Consider the following 15,986-nt stretch of genomic DNA (forward strand, 5'->3'; position numbering starts at 1 on the left):
TAATCGGGCGCAGACCGGCAGGCATCAGGATGATTTACGCACGCGCAGGTACCACTCGCTGAGCAGCCGCACTTGTTTCTCGGTGTAGCCGCGATCGGTCATGCGGCGCACAAAGTCCTGATGTTTTTTCTCGTCATCCTTGGACGACTTGGCCGAGTAGGAAATAACCGGCAGTAAGTCTTCTGTGTTGGAGAACATTTTCTTCTCGATCACCGCGCGCAGTTTTTCGTAACTCTGCCAACTCGGGTTCCGGCCTTCGTTGTTGGCCCGTGCCCGTAAAACGAAATTAACGATCTCATTGCGGAAGTCTTTCGGGTTGGAAATGCCGGCCGGCTTTTCAATTTTCTCCAGCTCTTCGTTCAAAGACCCGCGGTCGAGAATTTCTCCAGTTTCCGGGTCACGGTATTCCTGATCCTGAATCCAGAAATCGGCGTAAGTGACGTAGCGGTCGAAAATGTTCTGGCCGTATTCGGAATAGCTTTCCAGATACGCAGTCTGAATTTCCTTACCGATGAACTCGACGTAGCGCGGCGCCATGTATTCTTTCAGGTGTGCCAAATAACGATCGTGCACATCCTGTGGGAATTGCTGCTGTTCGATCTGATCTTCCAGAACGTACAGCAAGTGCACCGGGTTGGCGGCTACTTCGGTGGCGTCGAAGTTGAACACTTTCGATAAAATCTTGAACGCGAAGCGCGTTGATAGACCGTTCATGCCTTCATCGACACCGGCGGCATCGCGGTATTCCTGGATGGTTTTTGCTTTCGGATCGGTGTCTTTCAGGTTCTCACCGTCGTAGACGCGCATCTTGGAATAGAGGTTGGAATTCTCCGGCTCCTTGAGCCGCGACAGCACCGAAAATTGCGCCATCATTTTTAACGTATCTGGTGCGCAAGGCGCTTCACGCAGCGATGAATTCTCGATCAGTTTGCGATAGATGTTGATCTCTTCGCTGACCCGGACGCAGTACGGCACTTTGACAATAAAGACACGATCCAAAAAGGCCTCGTTGTTCTTATTGTTACGGAACTGCTGCCATTCCGATTCGTTCGAGTGCGCCAGAATCGTGCCATTGAATGGAATGGCGCTCATACCTTCGGTGGCGTTGTAGTTACCTTCCTGTGTTGCCGTCAGCAACGGATGCAGCACCTTGATCGGCGCTTTGAACATCTCGACAAATTCCATCAAACCCTGGTTGGCTTTGCACAAGGCGCCGGAGAAGCTGTAGGCGTCCGGGTCGTCTTGCGGGTAATCCTCCAGTTTGCGGATGTCGACTTTGCCGACCAGTGCGGAAATATCCTGGTTGTTTTCATCGCCCGGTTCGGTCTTGGCGACCGCGATCTGATCGATGATAGACGGGTAGAGTTTCACCACTCGGAACTGGGAAATATCGCCGCCGAATTCGTGCAGGCGCTTCACCGCCCAAGGCGACATGATGGAACGCAAGTAGCGTTTGGGAATACCGAACCGCTCTTCCAGGATGTCGCCGTCTTCATCCAGATCGAACAGGCCGAGCGGGCTTTCGTAAACCGGCGATCCTTTGATGGCGTAAAACGGCACGGTTTCAATTAACTGTTTCAGGCGTTCGGCCAACGACGATTTACCGCCACCGACCGGGCCTAATAAATACAGAATCTGTTTCTTTTCTTCGAGCCCCTGAGCGGCGTGACGGAAGTAGGAGACGATCTGCTCGATCGGTTCTTCCATGCCGTAAAATTCTTCAAAGGCCGGGTAACGTCGGATGATTTTGTTGGAAAAAATGCGACTGAGGCGTGAGTCCTTGGCGGTGTCGATTACCTCCGGTTCGCCAATGGCCTTGAGCATTCGCTCCGGTGCCGAGGCGTAAACCGACGCATCGTCTTTGCACAGTTGCAGGTATTCTTCCAGCGAATATTCTTCGTGCTGGCGGGCTTCGTAGCGAGACTGGTATTGCTTAAATATATCCATCTAGACCCCCTCGAAAGAAACGCGTTTCGGCTCTTTCCCTGAATGATCATGTCATGGATTCATGGGACGCCCTGGTGGACGTAACAGACCTTTCACTGACTTGACGAGCATTCTTCATGCCAATGACAAAGTCGAACTTTTTACACTGTTTGGTTATTGGGTCCGACTTCGTTTGCTGTCGTTTCTAGACTAGCGCAGACGAATCAAGGTTGCTGAATTTTCACGCTTTTCTCGTGCTTCTTTACAGTTCGGTGAACGCCAAAACGAAAAAATTCTTTAGCGGATTTATCGACTGGTTGAACACCCATCGACGTCAAGAAATGGACGTTAGGCGGCAAAATTGACGCCTGACTCAGCACGCGACGCGGTGCTAATGCACGGCCAAATCGACTGATTACGGCTGCCAGTTGATCGGCGTCTGGCCAGTGCCTCGGAGGTACACATTGGCCGCTGAAAATTGCCCGCTGCCAAACCAGCCGCGATGCGCCGACAGTGGCGAGGGGTGCACCGACTGCAACACACAATGGCGGTCACGATCGATAAACTGGCCCTTTTTTTGGGCATAACTGCCCCAGAGCATGAACACCAATTGATCGCGTTCGCGGTTCAGCCGTTCGATTACCGCATCGGTAAAGCGTTCCCAACCGCGTCCTTGATGCGCACCTGCCTGGCCCTGCTCGACCGTCAATACCGAGTTCAGCAGTAGCACACCCTGGCGCGCCCAACCGCTGAGATCGCCATGCGTCGGCGGTTCGATGCCGACGTCCTGCACCAACTCTTTGTAGATGTTGACCAGGCTGGGCGGCAGCTTGACGCCGCCCTGTACCGAAAAGCTCAGACCGTGCGCCTGGTTCGGGCCGTGATACGGATCCTGCCCCAGGATGACCACTTTGACGGCGTTGAAGGGCGTCAGTTCGAGCGCACGAAACACCTGATCGGCTGGTGGGTACAGGGTTTTTCCGGCAGCGGCTTCGGCGCTGAGAAATTGCTGCAATTGAGCCACGTAAGGCTGCTGGAATTCGTCTGCCAGCTGTTCTGCCCAGCCGTCGGCCAGGGGCGCTTGCGTCAGGTTCAATGGCCAGGTTGCCGTGGTCATTCCGCCTCCATATCGATCAGCGCCCGACCCTGAATCTTGCCCGCCAGCATGGCGTCGATGCGCGCTTCGAGTTGGTCGAGCCGCAGGGTGTCGCACAGCTCCGTCAGTTTGGGCAGTGTCCACAGCCCACTGAATTTTCCCAGCACCCGCTGGCGTGCAGCCAGAGGCGCATCGGCGCTGGCGATACCGACCAGATTGACGCCGCGCAGAATGAACGGGTAGATGTCGGTCGGCACCGCAGTGCCGCCGACAATGCCGCAGGCGGCGACGGTGCCACCGAATTTCAGACTCTTAAGCACATTCACCAACGTGCTGTCGCCAACCGTGTCGATGGCCGCTGCGTAGCTGGCCGGCAGCAACGCCTTTTTCTGTGGCGTGCTCAATTCCTCGCGCGGTACCACCAGGCTTGCACCCAGGCTGCGCAACCAGTCGTGTGCGTCCGGCTTGCCGGTCACGGCGGTGACGTCGTAACCCAAGGTGCCTAACAAATGCACCGCCAAGGCACCCACACCACCGGTTGCCCCAGTGACCAACACCGGGCCCTGGTCCGATTTCAAACCGTTGTCGAGCAGTTTCTCAAAGGCGTAGGCGGCGGTTACTCCGGCAGTACCCAAACGCATGGCATCGGCCATGGAGAGTTTTTTCGGCAACGTCGTCACCCAACCGACCGGCACGCGAATGTAATCAGCGAAGCCGCCGGCAGTGTTCATGCCCAGATCAAAACCGATGACCGCCACTTCCGTGCCCGCCTCGAATGTGCCGCTGACATCCGTCACCACTTTGCCCGCGGCATCGATGCCGGGCGTGTGCGGATAGTGCCGGCTGATGCCGGTGTGGCCGTTAGCCGAGAGGGCATCTTTGTAATTCAGCGAGCTGTAATGCACCCGAATCAGCACATCGCCTGCGGGTAAGTCGCTCAGCGTCAGGGTTTCGATGGCGCGCCGTACGCCGGTGTCGGTCTGGTGAATGCGCAAGGCGCGAAAAGCCGTCATAGCCATCTCCACGGTTGAAGTCAGGGACACACTAACAAGCCAGAAAAATCGCGCCCATTCGACCTTGGCTCAATCGCCGTCGTAGGCGCACAGCGTGAATACGGAGTGACCCGCCGCCTGGATGGCGCGGCTGCCGCCAAGATCGGGCAAGTCAACGATGGCCGCGCACTCAACGACTTCGGCACCCAATCGCTCCACCAGTTTGCAGGTGGCCGACAGCGTACCGCCGGTGGCGATCAGGTCGTCCATAACGACGACCTTCATGCCGGCTTTCAAGGCGTCGGCGTGAATCTGCAACTCGGCTTTGCCGTATTCCAGTTGATAGGCTTCTTCGAGCGTGTCGAACGGCAACTTGCCTTTTTTGCGCACCGGAATGAAGGCGGTTCGCAATTCGTACGCCAGGGGTGCGCCGAGAATAAAACCGCGCGCATCGATGCCGACAATGGCGTCGATTTCATGGTCGTAATAATGGTGCACAAAGGCGTCGATCAGTTGCCGGAAGACTTTGGCATCCGACAGCAAGGTGGTGATGTCGCGGAACTGAACGCCCGGCTGCGGCCAGTCCGGCACGGTGCGAATGTGGTCTTTGGGATCGAACATGAAAGCATCAGCCAATGGAATAATCAGCGGCCATTGTAACGGCCGCCCGGATTGAAAACGACCGCCGAACAGCCAACAAAAAAGGCCCCGCAGGGCCTTGTTCCGATTCGAATCGACGAGCGATCAGTGCCAGAGGTATTTAATCAACGCCAGAACAGCAATGACGTAGACGCTGATGTTCACTTCTTTGGCTTTGCCGGCCAAAATTTTAATCACAGCGTAAGACAGGAAGCCCGCGGCAATGCCTTCGGCGATGGAGTAAGTCGCCGGCATCATAAAGGCGGTGATGACCACCGGAGCGGATTCGGTGATGTCTTGCCAATCGATTGAAGAAATCGACGACACCATCAGAACGGCAACGAAAATCAGCGCCGACGCGGTGGCGTATGCCGGAATCATCAACGCCAGCGGCGAGAAGAACAACGCCAGCAGGAACAGGACTGACACCGTCAAAGCCGTCAAGCCAGTGCGACCGCCAGCCGCGATGCCCGCACCACTTTCGATGTAGCTGGTAGTGGTAGATGTACCCAGCACAGAACCCGCAATGGAGGCTGAGCTGTCGGCAATGAGCGCACGATTCAGACGCGGCAGTTTGCCATCGGAATCCAGCAGTTTGCCGGCTTTGGCAACCGCCACCAACGTGCCGGAGGTGTCGAACAAATCGACGAACAGAAAGGCGAAAATGACGGAGTACAGACCCAGTTCCAGCGCGCCGAAGATGTCCAGTTGACCGAAGGTTGCGCCCAGGCCGCTGGGCATGGAGACCACGCCGGTGTAGCTGACCAGGCCGAAGAAGGCACCGATTACAGTCGTCGCCAGAATGCCGATGATGACGCTGCCGGTGACACCGCGGTAATGCAGCGCCGCGATCAACGCGAAGCCCAGGAAGCACAGCACCACTTGCGGTGATGTGACGTCACCCAGACCCACCAGAGTGGCGTCGTTATTCACGACCACGCCGGCTTCTTTCAAACCGATCAAGGCCAGGAACAAACCGATACCGACCGCGATGCCGGTTTTCATCGACGCTGGAATGGCATTGATGACCCACTCGCGCACTTTGAAAATACTGATCAGCAGGAAGATGACACCGGACCAGAACACGCAGCCCAACGCCACTTGCCAGCTTTGACCCATGCCAAACACCACACCGAAGGTGAAGAAGGCGTTCAGACCCATGCCCGGCGCCAGCGCCACCGGATAGTTGGCATACAGGCCCATAACGGCGGTGCCCAGGGCAGCGGCGATACAGGTGGCGACAAAGACCGCCTGAAACGGCATGCCGGTCTCGGACAAGATGCCCGGGTTGACGACAATGATGTAAGCCATGGTCAAAAAGGTTGAGATACCGGCCAGCACTTCGGTGCGGACATCGGTCCCCAACTCTTTCAATTTGAAGAGTTTTTCCAGCATGTAAGACTCCTTGGTGATCGCCAGTCGCAATGCACCCGACAGGGGGACCGGCATTCGTTGTTATCGTTGGAACCCTAAGCCCAGGGGGCTGGCGAGCGGCGGAAGTTTCGCAGAATTCCACGACTCAGGCACCTCTGGACCGATCGGTCAACATTTTGTAAAGCAGGAGCTGTGCCAGAAGCAAAAAGGCACCCAAGCCGGTGGGCTTGGGTGCCTTTTTATAGAGCGGGATTTAAATCAGTCGTTGGTCAGTTGCAGCGTTTTCAGCGTGCGGCTGCGCACCTGTTTGAGCAGTTCGGCGTCGTCGACCAGCGACTGGCCGTAGGACGGCACCATGGCGATCAACTTGTCGCGCCAGGCTGGTTCCGCCAGGCGATCAGCAAAGCAGCGCTCGATGATGTTGATCATGGTCTGCGCTGCGGTGGATGCGCCCGGAGACGCGCCCAGCAAGGCTGCCAGCGAGCCATCGGTGGTAGCAATCACTTCGGTGCCGAATTCCAGCTTGCCGCCTTTTTGCGGATCTTTCTTGATGATCTGCACGCGCTGGCCGGCAATCGCCAGTTCCCAGTCTTCATCGCGCGCGTCCGGATAGAACTTGCGCAGGGCATCGACGCGCGACTGGTGCGATTGCAGCACTTCGCTGATCAAGTAACGGGTCAAGTCCATGTTGGCCAAGCCAGCACGGATCATCGGCCAGAGGTTGTTGAGCCGCACCGATTTGATCAAATCCAGGAAGGAACCGGCTTTGAGGAACTTGGTGGTGAAGCCGGCGAACGGCCCAAACAGCAAGGCTTTTTCGCCGCTGATGATGCGCGTATCCAGATGCGGTACCGACATCGGCGGTGCACCCAACGGCGCCTTGCCGTACACCTTGGCGTGGTGCTGCTCCACCACGTCAGGCTTGCGGCAGACCAGCCACTGACCGCTGACCGGGAAACCGCCGTAGCCGTGGCCTTCCGGCACACCGGCCTGTTGCAGCAACGGCAGCGCGCCGCCGCCGGCGCCCAGGAAAACGAATTGGCAATCAACCGCCTGGTAGCCTTGGGCATTTTTCAGCGTGATCGCCCAGGAGCCGTCGGCTTTCTGGTTCAGGTCGGTGACTTGGGTTTTGACCTTCAATTCGAAACCGGGTTGCGCTTCCAGATGCTTCACCAGCAGGCGCGTTAACGCCCCAAAATCGACATCGGAACCGTGAGCAACGCGAGTGCCTGCCACTTTTTGGTGCGGATCGCGATTCTGCATCACCAGCGGCATCCACTGGCTGAGTACGGCCGGATCTTCGCTGTATTCCATTTCGGCAAACAGCGGCAATTGTTTCAGCGTTTCATAGCGCTTGCGCAGGAAGGCGACGTTTTCGTCACCCCAGACAAAGCTTTGGTGCGGCGCGCGGTTAATAAAGGCTTTGGCATCCGGCAGTGCGCCGCTTTCCACCAGATAGGACCACAGCTGCAAGCTCACTTCGAAGGCAGAGTTGATGCTCAGCGCCTTGCTGGTATCGATGCTGCCGTCGGCTTTTACCGGGGTGTAGTTGAGTTCGCAGTAGGCCGCATGGCCGGTGCCGGCGTTGTTCCAGCCGTCGGTGCTTTCCAGGGCAACGGCGTTGCCCTTTTCGATCATCAGGATGGTCAGATTCGGGTCAAGCTGCTTCAGCAAGGTACCCAGGGTAGCGCTCATAGCGCCCGCCCCTACCAGGACTACATCTGCTTTGGTTGCGGTCATTACGGTCTTCGCCCATGGCTGTTGAAAGCGGAGGAAGTGGGCCATCCCTGGGCGGCCCGAGCGGAGAATGTGGCACCCAGGCCCTACTTCGTGATTCTGGACCGCCCGACGATGCCGTCTTTAAAGCGAGTGTTTGCTAACCCGACGCATCCGATACCAAGGCGATCGAGGCGCATTATACGGATTTTGTTATAGAAGTCTTGAATAAAAAGGTGACAGCAGCTTATCCATTTGGCTTATGGACGCGCCGCCTCAGGTTAGTCCAGATGGCGCCAGTGACGCGGCACCCGGCTCGACACCCGGGTCAGCAGTTCGTAGCCAACCGTGCCGATGTTCGCCGCTACCTCATCGACGCTGAGATGGTTGCCCCAGAGTTCGGCGTGATCGCCAATCTGAACCATCGGCACGTCGGTTACATCGACAGTAATCATGTCCATTGAGACTTTACCGGCCATCGGCACCCGCTGGCCGTTCAGCCAGACTGGTGTGCCGTCCGGTGCCTGGCGTGGATAGCCATCGCCATAACCGATCGCCAGCGTAGCAATGCGACTGGGCCGCTGCGCTGTCCAGCGGCCGCCGTAACCGACGCGCTCGCCAACGGCGATGTCGCGCAGTGCGATCACCGGAGACGTCAACGTCATCGCCGGTTGCAAGCCCAACTGCTGGCCGGTTTTGCCGAAACCGGGCGAGGCGCCATAGAGCATAATGCCCGGCCGCACCCAGTCGCGGTGGCTGTTTGGCCAGGCCAGAATGCCGGCGGAATTGGCCAGGCTGCACGGCACCGAACCCACTTGACGTTCGCAACGCTCAAACACCGCCAACTGAGATTCGGTGGGCGCGGCATCGGCTTCATCGGCGGCGGCGAAATGACTGAGCAAGCCGACCGGCAGCGCGCTCAAAGCGCTCATGCGTTGCCAATAATCCGCCACGGCTTCAGGCGCGACACCCAAACGGTGCATGCCGGTGTCGATTTTCAGCCACAAGGATTGGTCACGAACCAGCGGCCCAAGCGCTTCCAGCTGCGCCAGTTGTTCTGCCTGGTGCACAACGGTGGCGCAGCCCAAGGCAATCGCCTGACGAGCCTGATCGGCATCGACAGTGCCTTCGAGCAGAATCAACGGATGTTGGATGCCGGCGTCGCGCAATGCCTGAGCTTCATCGAGCGTTGCCAGTGCAAAGCCGTCGGCCGCGTGCAGAGCGCGGGCGGTTTCGACCGCGCCGTGGCCGTAGGCGTCAGCCTTAATTGCCGCCCAGATGCGACTGTTAGGCGCGTGTTCGCGCACCTTGGCTAAATTGGTCGCCAGGGCGCGAGCATCAATGGTGGCGCAGGTTCCGCGACTCATTCGGCTTGCCAGTCGCCGTACTGGTCCGGTGCCAGATTTTCGAAACGGCTGTGCTTGCCGATGAAGGCCAGACGACAGGTGCCGATGGGGCCGTTCCGCTGCTTGCCGATGATGATTTCAGCGGTGCCCTTGTCTTTGGAGTCTTCGTTATAGACTTCGTCGCGGTAGATAAAGAGGATGATGTCGGCGTCCTGCTCGATCGCACCGGATTCGCGCAAGTCCGAGTTCACCGGCCGCTTGTTGGGCCGCTGTTCCAGACTCCGGTTAAGCTGCGACAGCGCCACAATTGGGCATTCGAATTCTTTGGCGATGGCTTTCAACGAGCGCGAGATTTCCGAAATTTCGTTGGTGCGGCCTTCGGTAAAACCTTTGATTTTCATCAGCTGCAAATAGTCGACCACAACCAGACCCAGATCGCCGTGTTCGCGCACCAGACGGCGCAAGCGGCTGCGCATCTCAGTCGGACTGATGCCAGCGGTGTCGTCGATAAACAGCTTGCGGTCTTTGAGCAGATTGACCGCCTTGGTCAATTTGGGGAAATCGTCGTCGTGCAATTTACCGGTTCGCACCCGGCCCATGTCGAGCCGACCCAGTGAGGCAATGGAACGAGTGATCAACTGATCGGCAGGCATCTCGAGGCTGAACACAACGACGGGCTTGTCCTGGTTCAACGCCGCTTCTTCGACCATGTTCATGGCGAAGGTGGTTTTCCCCATCGCCGGTCGCGCCGCCAGGATCACCAGATCACCACTTTGCCAGCCGGTGGTCATGGAATCGAGATCAGCAAAGCCGGTGGAAACACCGGTAATGTCGCTGTCGGAATTCAGTAATTCGTCGATGCGTTCCAGTGCTTTGTCGACCAGCGGATTGACGTGCACCAGGCCGCCCTGATTCGGGCGCTCTTCAGCAATCTGAAATACTTGACGCTCGGCGTCGTCGAGCAGGGTTTCGGCATCGAGCCCGCGCGGGTCGTAGGCTTTGGACGCGATGTCGTTGGCGACGCGAATCAGCCGCCGCAATACCGAGCGTTCCTGAACAATCTTGCCGTAGGCGAGCAGGTTGGAAATCGATGGGGTGTTGTCGGCCAGGTCGTTCAAGTAGGCCATGCCGCCGACGGCTTCGAGCTGTTTCTCTTTCTCCAGCGCTTCACCCAGGGTGATGACATCGAGCGGCTGCGTCTGGTCCGACAGCTTCATCATCATGCGGAAAATCTGCCGGTGTTCACCACGATGAAAATCGTCCGGCATCAGAATTTCAGCGACACCGTCCCACTGGCTGTTGTCGATCATCAAGGCACCCAGAACCGACTGCTCCGCCTCCAGCGAATGCGGCGGCACACGCAGGTTGGCGACGTCATCGCCAGCAAACAGATCGTCTTCTAAGGCATCAGTCATGGGGTACGGCGGTATGGCTAAAGTGGGCGGTTATGGTAGCGGGTTGGGGATGGAAATGGGAGACGCTTTAATCGGGAGACGCTTGACGGGAGACGGGAGACGCTAAATACGTTTGCTCCCTCATTGGCATGGAAAATTCAGCGCCAATAAAAACGGGAGACGGGCACCACCTATTCGGCGTCTCCCGTCTCCCGTTCAGCGTCTAGCAGTCAGCGCACTGGCATTCACCAGTGCCACTGAAGGTGCTTACGCCTCAGGAACCACAATAATGTGAACTTCAGCGTCGACGTCCGGGTGTACCTGGATGGTGATGTTGTATTCACCCACGGCACGGATCGGACCTTCCGGCATGCGTACTTCGGCTTTGCTGACTTCAACGCCGGCGGCGGTGATCAGATCAGCCACGTCGCGCGGGCCGATAGAGCCGAACAGTTTGCCTTCGTCACCGGCGTTAGCCGCAACGGTGACTTCGATTTCAGCCAGTTTCTCAGCGCGTTGTTGAGCGTTCGCCAGCTTTTCAGCTTCGGCTTTTTCCAGCTCAGCACGACGTTCTTCGAAGTACTTGACGTTGTCTTTGGTTGCCGGCACTGCCTTGCCTTGCGGCACCAGGTAGTTACGGGCAAAACCGCTTTTGACATTAACGGTGTCACCCAGGACACCCATTTTGCCAACTTTCTCAAGCAGGATAACTTCCATCTCGCTTACCTCATTTATCGTCCTGGTCCGGCTGTTTTGCCAGCCGCGCTCTCAGATCGACAGCGCCATCGGCAACGGCCACCAGGACCAGTAACGGTAACATGAACTGATTGAACAGGATGACGGCCAAATAAAAGGCCACCAGCCATTGCCCACCCAATTTCTGTCTGGCCACGATTGCGTGAACCAGCGCTGCCCCGGCAAACACCAAAGGCAACAATAACAACAACAAAGCCGCAGGTTGCAGCCACCAACTGACCAGCATCGCACCCAGCAACAGCCACAACGGCCAACCGCTGATGCGCAGACGGTGGAACTCGGCGCTCAAGCCACCGGGGTTATAAAGCCCGGCTTGCCAGTAACGCGCCAGCAGCACGCACAGCAAGGCTTCGAACACCTCGGCCGTACTCACCAAAAAGGCGGCGTACGGTTTGATGGCTTCGAGTACTTGCCATCCCATCTGCTGCGGATCCGGTGCCATTGCCGCCTGAATCTGGGCGACGATGGCCGTGAACCGGTCACCGACCAACGCTTGTGCGGCCGTTGCCAGCACCAGTCCCAACACGGCTGCAAACAGCAGCAGGGCGGACCAATCCTGGAACCGTCGTAAGGCCAGAGCCAGAACGGCGGTCAACGGCAGCACCAGCAAGGGCAGCACAATGCCTGTCCATTGCCAGCTCAACAGTGCACCGGCCATAGCGGCCAGCAGCACTCGCGTGCCAGCGGTGGTGCCGTGTCGCAGAGCGACCAACCCCACCAGCGCCGCGCTGACGGCATACACCATCGGCAGCACGGCCAAACCTGCGGCGAGGAACCCGGCGTTCAGCTGGCTTTTCATCGCGTAACGCGCAAAGGCCAACATCAACGGGACCTCCCCTTAACCAACGACCTTATTGATGGCTGTCGGTGTAAGGCAGCAAAGCCAGGTAACGCGCACGCTTGATCGCCGAAGACAGCTGGCGCTGGTAGCGGGCACGGGTACCAGTGATCCGGCTCGGTACGATCTTGCCGGTTTCAGTGATGTAGCCTTTCAGCAGGTCCACATCTTTGTAATCGATTTCCTTGATGCCTTCTGCGGTAAAACGGCAGAACTTACGGCGACGGAAAAAACGGGCCATGACAATGCTCCTTTAACTTAGGCTTCGTCAGCTTGCTCGGTGGATTGGTCGTCCAGATCGACGTCGTCTTCATCGTCGTAGTCGTCGTCCTGGTCGGAGCGAGAGCGGCTAACCGCTGCTTGAGCTTCTTCTTTCGCTTTCTTGGCTTCGACGCTCTTCATCATCGGAGAGGCATCAGTCACAGCGTCCTTACGGCGCATGATCATGTTGCGGATAATGGCGTCGTTGAAACGGAAGGTGCTCTTCAGGTCGTCGATGACTTCGTTGTCAGCTTCGATGTTCAGCAGCACATAGTGAGCCTTGTGAGCATTGTCGATCGGGAAAGCCAGTTGACGGCGGCCCCAATCTTCCTGGCGGTGCACCTTGCCACCTTTATCGGTGATGACGGAGGTGTAGCGATCAATCATCGCTGGCACCTGTTCAGACTGGTCAGGATGCACCAGCAGAACGATTTCGTAATGACGCATAGGATCTCCTTGCGGGTTATACAACCTTCTGGGGCAAGCGCCTCAGTAAGGTAAGGAGTTAACGCACACCGCCCGGCTCGCACCGAGTGGCGGCACAACTGCCCTGGCCCAGAGAGCCAGGAGGGCGCGGATAGTATAGAAAGCGGTGCGAACAATCAAGCGCTAAAGGCCGTCTTACGCGGCTTGCGGCGCTTTTGTGCGGTGCAGAACCTGGCGGTAATTGATCGGTTGAATGCCCGATTGCAACCAACGCTGTAAGTCGTCCGCTAAGTAGTAGCGGTGATCGTGCGGATGGATCGACAGCCTCAGCGCTCGCTGTGCCGTAGCGACACGGCGATTAAGTCCGTTCCAGAGTCGTAGGCTGGGAACTCGCCAGCGGGCATCGGCTTCGAATCCCGCCAGGGGCAAGGCGTGAAAGCGGCCAGCGTGGAGATCGTGAAAACCAGCGGTGCTTTCCAGGTAACGAAATGGAAGATGTCGCCGCGCCGTTGTGCCGAGTTGGCCCAATGCCCAGGCAGGCGGGACGTAGAGTTCAGGCGATTGGAAATCATTGTCGGTAAACCATTGGTAGTTGCGCTCGATCAGCTCGATCAGTTCGGCCTCGCTGAGCGACAGATGTTCGGCCGCCTGCCGTGACACAAAGGTCGAATGCAGACGATGATAGAGCGTCGATATCCGACGCACACGATGCTGCCAGCCGTGTCCGGCCAGCTCGTAACCCTGTTGTTGCCAGGCGCGCAGTTGCTCCAGTTGCGCCGGCTGCCAGTCCAGGCCTGGCACCACTAACAAGGTCAGATCGGCTGGCGGTACATCCGCCAGCCAGTGCGTCAGCCACCAGCGAACGTCGTCCAGCGTATCGGGCATGACGTCGTGCAGACTGACGATGGCGGGTTTGGTCTTGCCTGATCGGGTCAAAAAACTCATGACACCCCGGTGATGAAATCCAGCCACAGACTGAGATTGGCCTGGTTGTGTTGCACCACCGCTTGCCGCGCCTGACGCGCGCTGGCGGCTACTTCGAATTCGCTCAACTGAGTGGCGCGACGCAGCACACTGGCAACGTCTTCGTCTGCGGACTTAACCAACAAGGCCGACGCCAGCTCAGACCACTCGGCGATGCCACAGGCGTCGCTGACGATCACCAGGCGCTGCCGCGCCATGGCTTCGAGCGCGATGGTGCCGAAGCTTTCCACGTGGCTGGGCAGAATCAAGGCGTCGTGAGCGTCCATGGCAGCCAGCAGACCTTCGCGGTCGAGCCAGCCGATGTAATCGAGGTTCGGCAATTCCTGCGCAGCGGTTTCGATCAACTCGCGCTGCGGACCATCGCCCGCCACCGAAAACCGCAACTGCGGCAGCGCCCGCGCCGCCTCCAGCAAACCTTCCAGATTCTTTTCTGCCGCCAGTCGCCCGGCAAACAATACCGAACGCACCGCTGTGGGCGCGCGCGGCGGAGTGCGCTGCAAAAACAACGGACTGACCGGCGTGCCCATCAAGGCTGCCTGCGCCGCGCCAATGCGCTCGGCAATGCCGACCATTTCGTCGGAATTCGCCAGCACCACATCGGCGTTGCGGAAAATAAAGCGGTTGCTGACTTCGAAATAACCGCGGGTCAGCGAACCCTGCACCCGGTTCCAATACAGCTCAGTCAGCTTCTCGTACCAGGTATGAAAACCGACCAGTACGCGCGCGCCCATCTGACGGCCGTAGCGAGCGCCAAACATGCCGAACAGACCCGGTGTCGGAATCACCACTACGTCCGGCGCGAAGGCTTCCATCTGCTGACGCAGACGCAACAGATTGGGCACACAGAATTTCTGAGTGGCATCGCCGGGCAGCGGAAACATCCAACCGCCCTGCCACTGGCCGTCCACAATGGCCGGCGAAATGATGTCGATGTCTTCGACCCAGGGGCCGAGGTGGTGCATCAAATCCTGATAATAAGCACCGACGCCATTGCGGTGCGGAGCCGCATCGGAAACGATCAATACCCGGCGCGGGGCGGCGTTGCTGCGGCGACGCGGCTGCACCGCGACAGAAGCGAATTCCTGCATCACGCCACCTCCTGCATCGTCTGAGCCTGAGCCGAGCGCGCTTTAAAGCGATGCGCCACTTCCGACCAGCGAACATTGAACGCCTGCTGCTGATAACGGTGGCCGCTGCGGTAGCGACGAGCCTCGGTAATTTCCGCATCCAGAGCGGCGCGATACGCCGGCGTCATCGCCAGGCCCATGTCCTGCAACAACTGGGTGATGGTGCCGTTCAGATCGGTCGTCAGTTGCTGCATCGGCACCACCTGAGCGTTCGGGTTTTCGGCACAGAACAAATCGATGTCGCGGTAATAACCCGCCAGCATGCTGACAATGCGCTGCTCGAATGCCGGCGTGAAACGCGGACCGTGAAACAGCTGCCAGCCGGGCAACAACGAACTCAGTTGCGACGGCAGCGTTTTTTCCGCCGGTCGAATGCACAGCGCGAAATCGGCGTCCGGAAATTGCTGGCGCAGACTGCTCAGCCAGGACGCAAACGATGGGTTCTTGCACAGGTAACGTCGCTGAGCGCCATGAAAGTACAGATGCTTCTGAATCATGCGGCGGTAGAAACGCATCAGCGTTTGTTTGCGCCGTGTCGGCATGGCGGCGTCGAATCGGACCAGGCGCCACAGCGATGCTTCTTCCGGGAACAAAACGACCACCAGAAAACAACCGTTTACCGGCAGCAGCGACAGAAAATCCTCTTCCGGTTCCAGCAAGCCCAACTGGTGAATGGCGTCCATTTGCTTCAGGAACGGCAAGCGAACTTTGCCGACCAACCGGCCCAACGGCCGCAGCAGATGCCCAATGCTGCGCACGACATAGCGTTCGGTAATGCTGGGGGCGAACAGGCATTCCCAGGTGCGCATTGAGGTCAGATCGTCGTGATGCGACAACACCCGATGCAGATGCGTGGTGCCGGAACGCGGCACACCGGAAATAAAGACGGGGCGGCGCACGTCAACCTGGCGGTAGCGCCGGAAAAAAATCTCGTCGCACAGAAAACCGATCCAGTGCACGACTTGCAACAGCGTTAGGGCGGGCACCGCCAGCAGATACATCAGCGCCCGTCGCGGCAGCCGACGCCAGCCGCCGTAAGGCAGGTATTTCAACGTCCAGAGGCAGATTTGCAGCCATTGTCCCAAGGCCAGTTGAAAGCCACGACCCATAG

General features: G+C 58.2%; 15 protein-coding genes. All 15 read right to left on the reverse strand.

Annotated elements, in window-relative coordinates:
- Nucleotides 1–24: 24 nt before the first annotated feature.
- Complete coding sequence (locus tag DW349_RS11305) at nt 25–1,947, reverse strand: PrkA family serine protein kinase (RefSeq protein ID WP_108125239.1); 1,923 nt, start codon at nt 1,945–1,947, stop codon at nt 25–27.
- A 394-nt stretch (nt 1,948–2,341) separates the two neighbouring features.
- A complete protein-coding gene (gene ung / locus DW349_RS11310) occupies nt 2,342–3,043 on the reverse strand; it encodes a uracil-DNA glycosylase (protein WP_108125238.1) in 702 nt (233 codons plus the stop codon).
- Nucleotides 3,040–4,035 (reverse strand): YhdH/YhfP family quinone oxidoreductase, encoded by a 996-nt coding sequence (locus tag DW349_RS11315; protein WP_108125237.1) that lies wholly within the window; start codon nt 4,033–4,035, stop codon nt 3,040–3,042. Before DW349_RS11315 ends, ung begins: the two co-directional genes overlap by 4 nt.
- Nucleotides 4,036–4,104: 69 nt before the next feature.
- Nucleotides 4,105–4,635, reverse strand: coding sequence for an adenine phosphoribosyltransferase (locus DW349_RS11320; RefSeq protein ID WP_108125236.1), 531 nt, complete (start codon nt 4,633–4,635; stop codon nt 4,105–4,107).
- Between the two features lie 123 nt (nt 4,636–4,758).
- Nucleotides 4,759–6,048 carry an NCS2 family permease gene (locus DW349_RS11325; protein ID WP_108125235.1) on the reverse strand — a complete coding sequence of 430 codons (1,290 nt, stop codon included), beginning with the start codon at nt 6,046–6,048 and terminating at the stop codon, nt 4,759–4,761.
- Nucleotides 6,049–6,285: 237 nt separating this feature from the next.
- A complete protein-coding gene (gene mqo / locus DW349_RS11330) occupies nt 6,286–7,767 on the reverse strand; it encodes a malate dehydrogenase (quinone) (RefSeq protein WP_108125234.1) in 1,482 nt (493 codons plus the stop codon).
- A 257-nt stretch (nt 7,768–8,024) separates the two neighbouring features.
- On the reverse strand, nt 8,025–9,110 hold the full coding sequence (alr, locus tag DW349_RS11335) for an alanine racemase (RefSeq protein WP_108125233.1): 1,086 nt from the start codon (nt 9,108–9,110) through the stop codon (nt 8,025–8,027).
- Nucleotides 9,107–10,504: a replicative DNA helicase gene (gene dnaB, locus DW349_RS11340; RefSeq protein WP_108125232.1), complete on the reverse strand. Its 1,398-nt coding sequence runs from the start codon at nt 10,502–10,504 to the stop codon at nt 9,107–9,109. The genes alr and dnaB overlap by 4 nt, the downstream gene beginning before the upstream one ends.
- Before the next feature lie 246 nt (nt 10,505–10,750).
- Nucleotides 10,751–11,200: a 50S ribosomal protein L9 gene (gene rplI, locus DW349_RS11345; protein WP_108125230.1), complete on the reverse strand. Its 450-nt coding sequence runs from the start codon at nt 11,198–11,200 to the stop codon at nt 10,751–10,753.
- 10 nt (nt 11,201–11,210) lie between these two features.
- A complete protein-coding gene (locus DW349_RS11350) occupies nt 11,211–12,062 on the reverse strand; it encodes a hypothetical protein (protein WP_108125228.1) in 852 nt (283 codons plus the stop codon).
- Between the two features lie 28 nt (nt 12,063–12,090).
- A complete protein-coding gene (rpsR, locus tag DW349_RS11355; RefSeq protein WP_108125226.1) occupies nt 12,091–12,318 on the reverse strand; it encodes a 30S ribosomal protein S18 in 228 nt (75 codons plus the stop codon).
- Between the two features lie 17 nt (nt 12,319–12,335).
- On the reverse strand, nt 12,336–12,785 hold the full coding sequence (gene rpsF / locus DW349_RS11360) for a 30S ribosomal protein S6 (RefSeq protein ID WP_108125224.1): 450 nt from the start codon (nt 12,783–12,785) through the stop codon (nt 12,336–12,338).
- A 174-nt stretch (nt 12,786–12,959) separates the two neighbouring features.
- Nucleotides 12,960–13,709 (reverse strand): DUF2334 domain-containing protein, encoded by a 750-nt coding sequence (locus tag DW349_RS11365; RefSeq protein WP_108125222.1) that lies wholly within the window; start codon nt 13,707–13,709, stop codon nt 12,960–12,962.
- Nucleotides 13,706–14,836, reverse strand: coding sequence for a glycosyltransferase (locus DW349_RS11370; RefSeq protein WP_108125220.1), 1,131 nt, complete (start codon nt 14,834–14,836; stop codon nt 13,706–13,708). Before DW349_RS11370 ends, DW349_RS11365 begins: the two co-directional genes overlap by 4 nt.
- Nucleotides 14,836–15,984, reverse strand: a complete 1,149-nt coding sequence (locus tag DW349_RS11375; RefSeq protein WP_108125218.1) for a sulfotransferase — start codon at nt 15,982–15,984, stop codon at nt 14,836–14,838. The genes DW349_RS11370 and DW349_RS11375 overlap by 1 nt, the downstream gene beginning before the upstream one ends.
- Nucleotides 15,985–15,986: the final 2 nt, after the last annotated feature.

Origin of the sequence: Saccharospirillum mangrovi, from assembly GCF_003367315.1 — a bacterium.
Taxonomy (GTDB): Bacteria; Pseudomonadota; Gammaproteobacteria; order Pseudomonadales; family Natronospirillaceae; genus Saccharospirillum; species Saccharospirillum mangrovi.

Coding starts and splice junctions, on each gene's coding strand:
- DW349_RS11375 (WP_108125218.1), bottom strand. CDS start 15,984: ATGGGTCGTGGCTTTCAACTGGCCTTGGGACAATGGCTGCAAATCTGC.
- DW349_RS11365 (WP_108125222.1), bottom strand. CDS start 13,709: ATGAGTTTTTTGACCCGATCAGGCAAGACCAAACCCGCCATCGTCAGT.
- rpsF (WP_108125224.1), bottom strand. CDS start 12,785: ATGCGTCATTACGAAATCGTTCTGCTGGTGCATCCTGACCAGTCTGAA.
- DW349_RS11325 (WP_108125235.1), bottom strand. CDS start 6,048: ATGCTGGAAAAACTCTTCAAATTGAAAGAGTTGGGGACCGATGTCCGC.
- DW349_RS11315 (WP_108125237.1), bottom strand. CDS start 4,035: ATGACGGCTTTTCGCGCCTTGCGCATTCACCAGACCGACACCGGCGTA.
- mqo (WP_108125234.1), bottom strand. CDS start 7,767: ATGACCGCAACCAAAGCAGATGTAGTCCTGGTAGGGGCGGGCGCTATG.
- rpsR (WP_108125226.1), bottom strand. CDS start 12,318: ATGGCCCGTTTTTTCCGTCGCCGTAAGTTCTGCCGTTTTACCGCAGAA.
- DW349_RS11320 (WP_108125236.1), bottom strand. CDS start 4,635: ATGTTCGATCCCAAAGACCACATTCGCACCGTGCCGGACTGGCCGCAG.
- DW349_RS11305 (WP_108125239.1), bottom strand. CDS start 1,947: ATGGATATATTTAAGCAATACCAGTCTCGCTACGAAGCCCGCCAGCAC.
- rplI (WP_108125230.1), bottom strand. CDS start 11,200: ATGGAAGTTATCCTGCTTGAGAAAGTTGGCAAAATGGGTGTCCTGGGT.
- alr (WP_108125233.1), bottom strand. CDS start 9,110: ATGAGTCGCGGAACCTGCGCCACCATTGATGCTCGCGCCCTGGCGACC.
- DW349_RS11350 (WP_108125228.1), bottom strand. CDS start 12,062: ATGTTGGCCTTTGCGCGTTACGCGATGAAAAGCCAGCTGAACGCCGGG.
- dnaB (WP_108125232.1), bottom strand. CDS start 10,504: ATGACTGATGCCTTAGAAGACGATCTGTTTGCTGGCGATGACGTCGCC.
- DW349_RS11370 (WP_108125220.1), bottom strand. CDS start 14,836: ATGCAGGAATTCGCTTCTGTCGCGGTGCAGCCGCGTCGCCGCAGCAAC.
- ung (WP_108125238.1), bottom strand. CDS start 3,043: ATGACCACGGCAACCTGGCCATTGAACCTGACGCAAGCGCCCCTGGCC.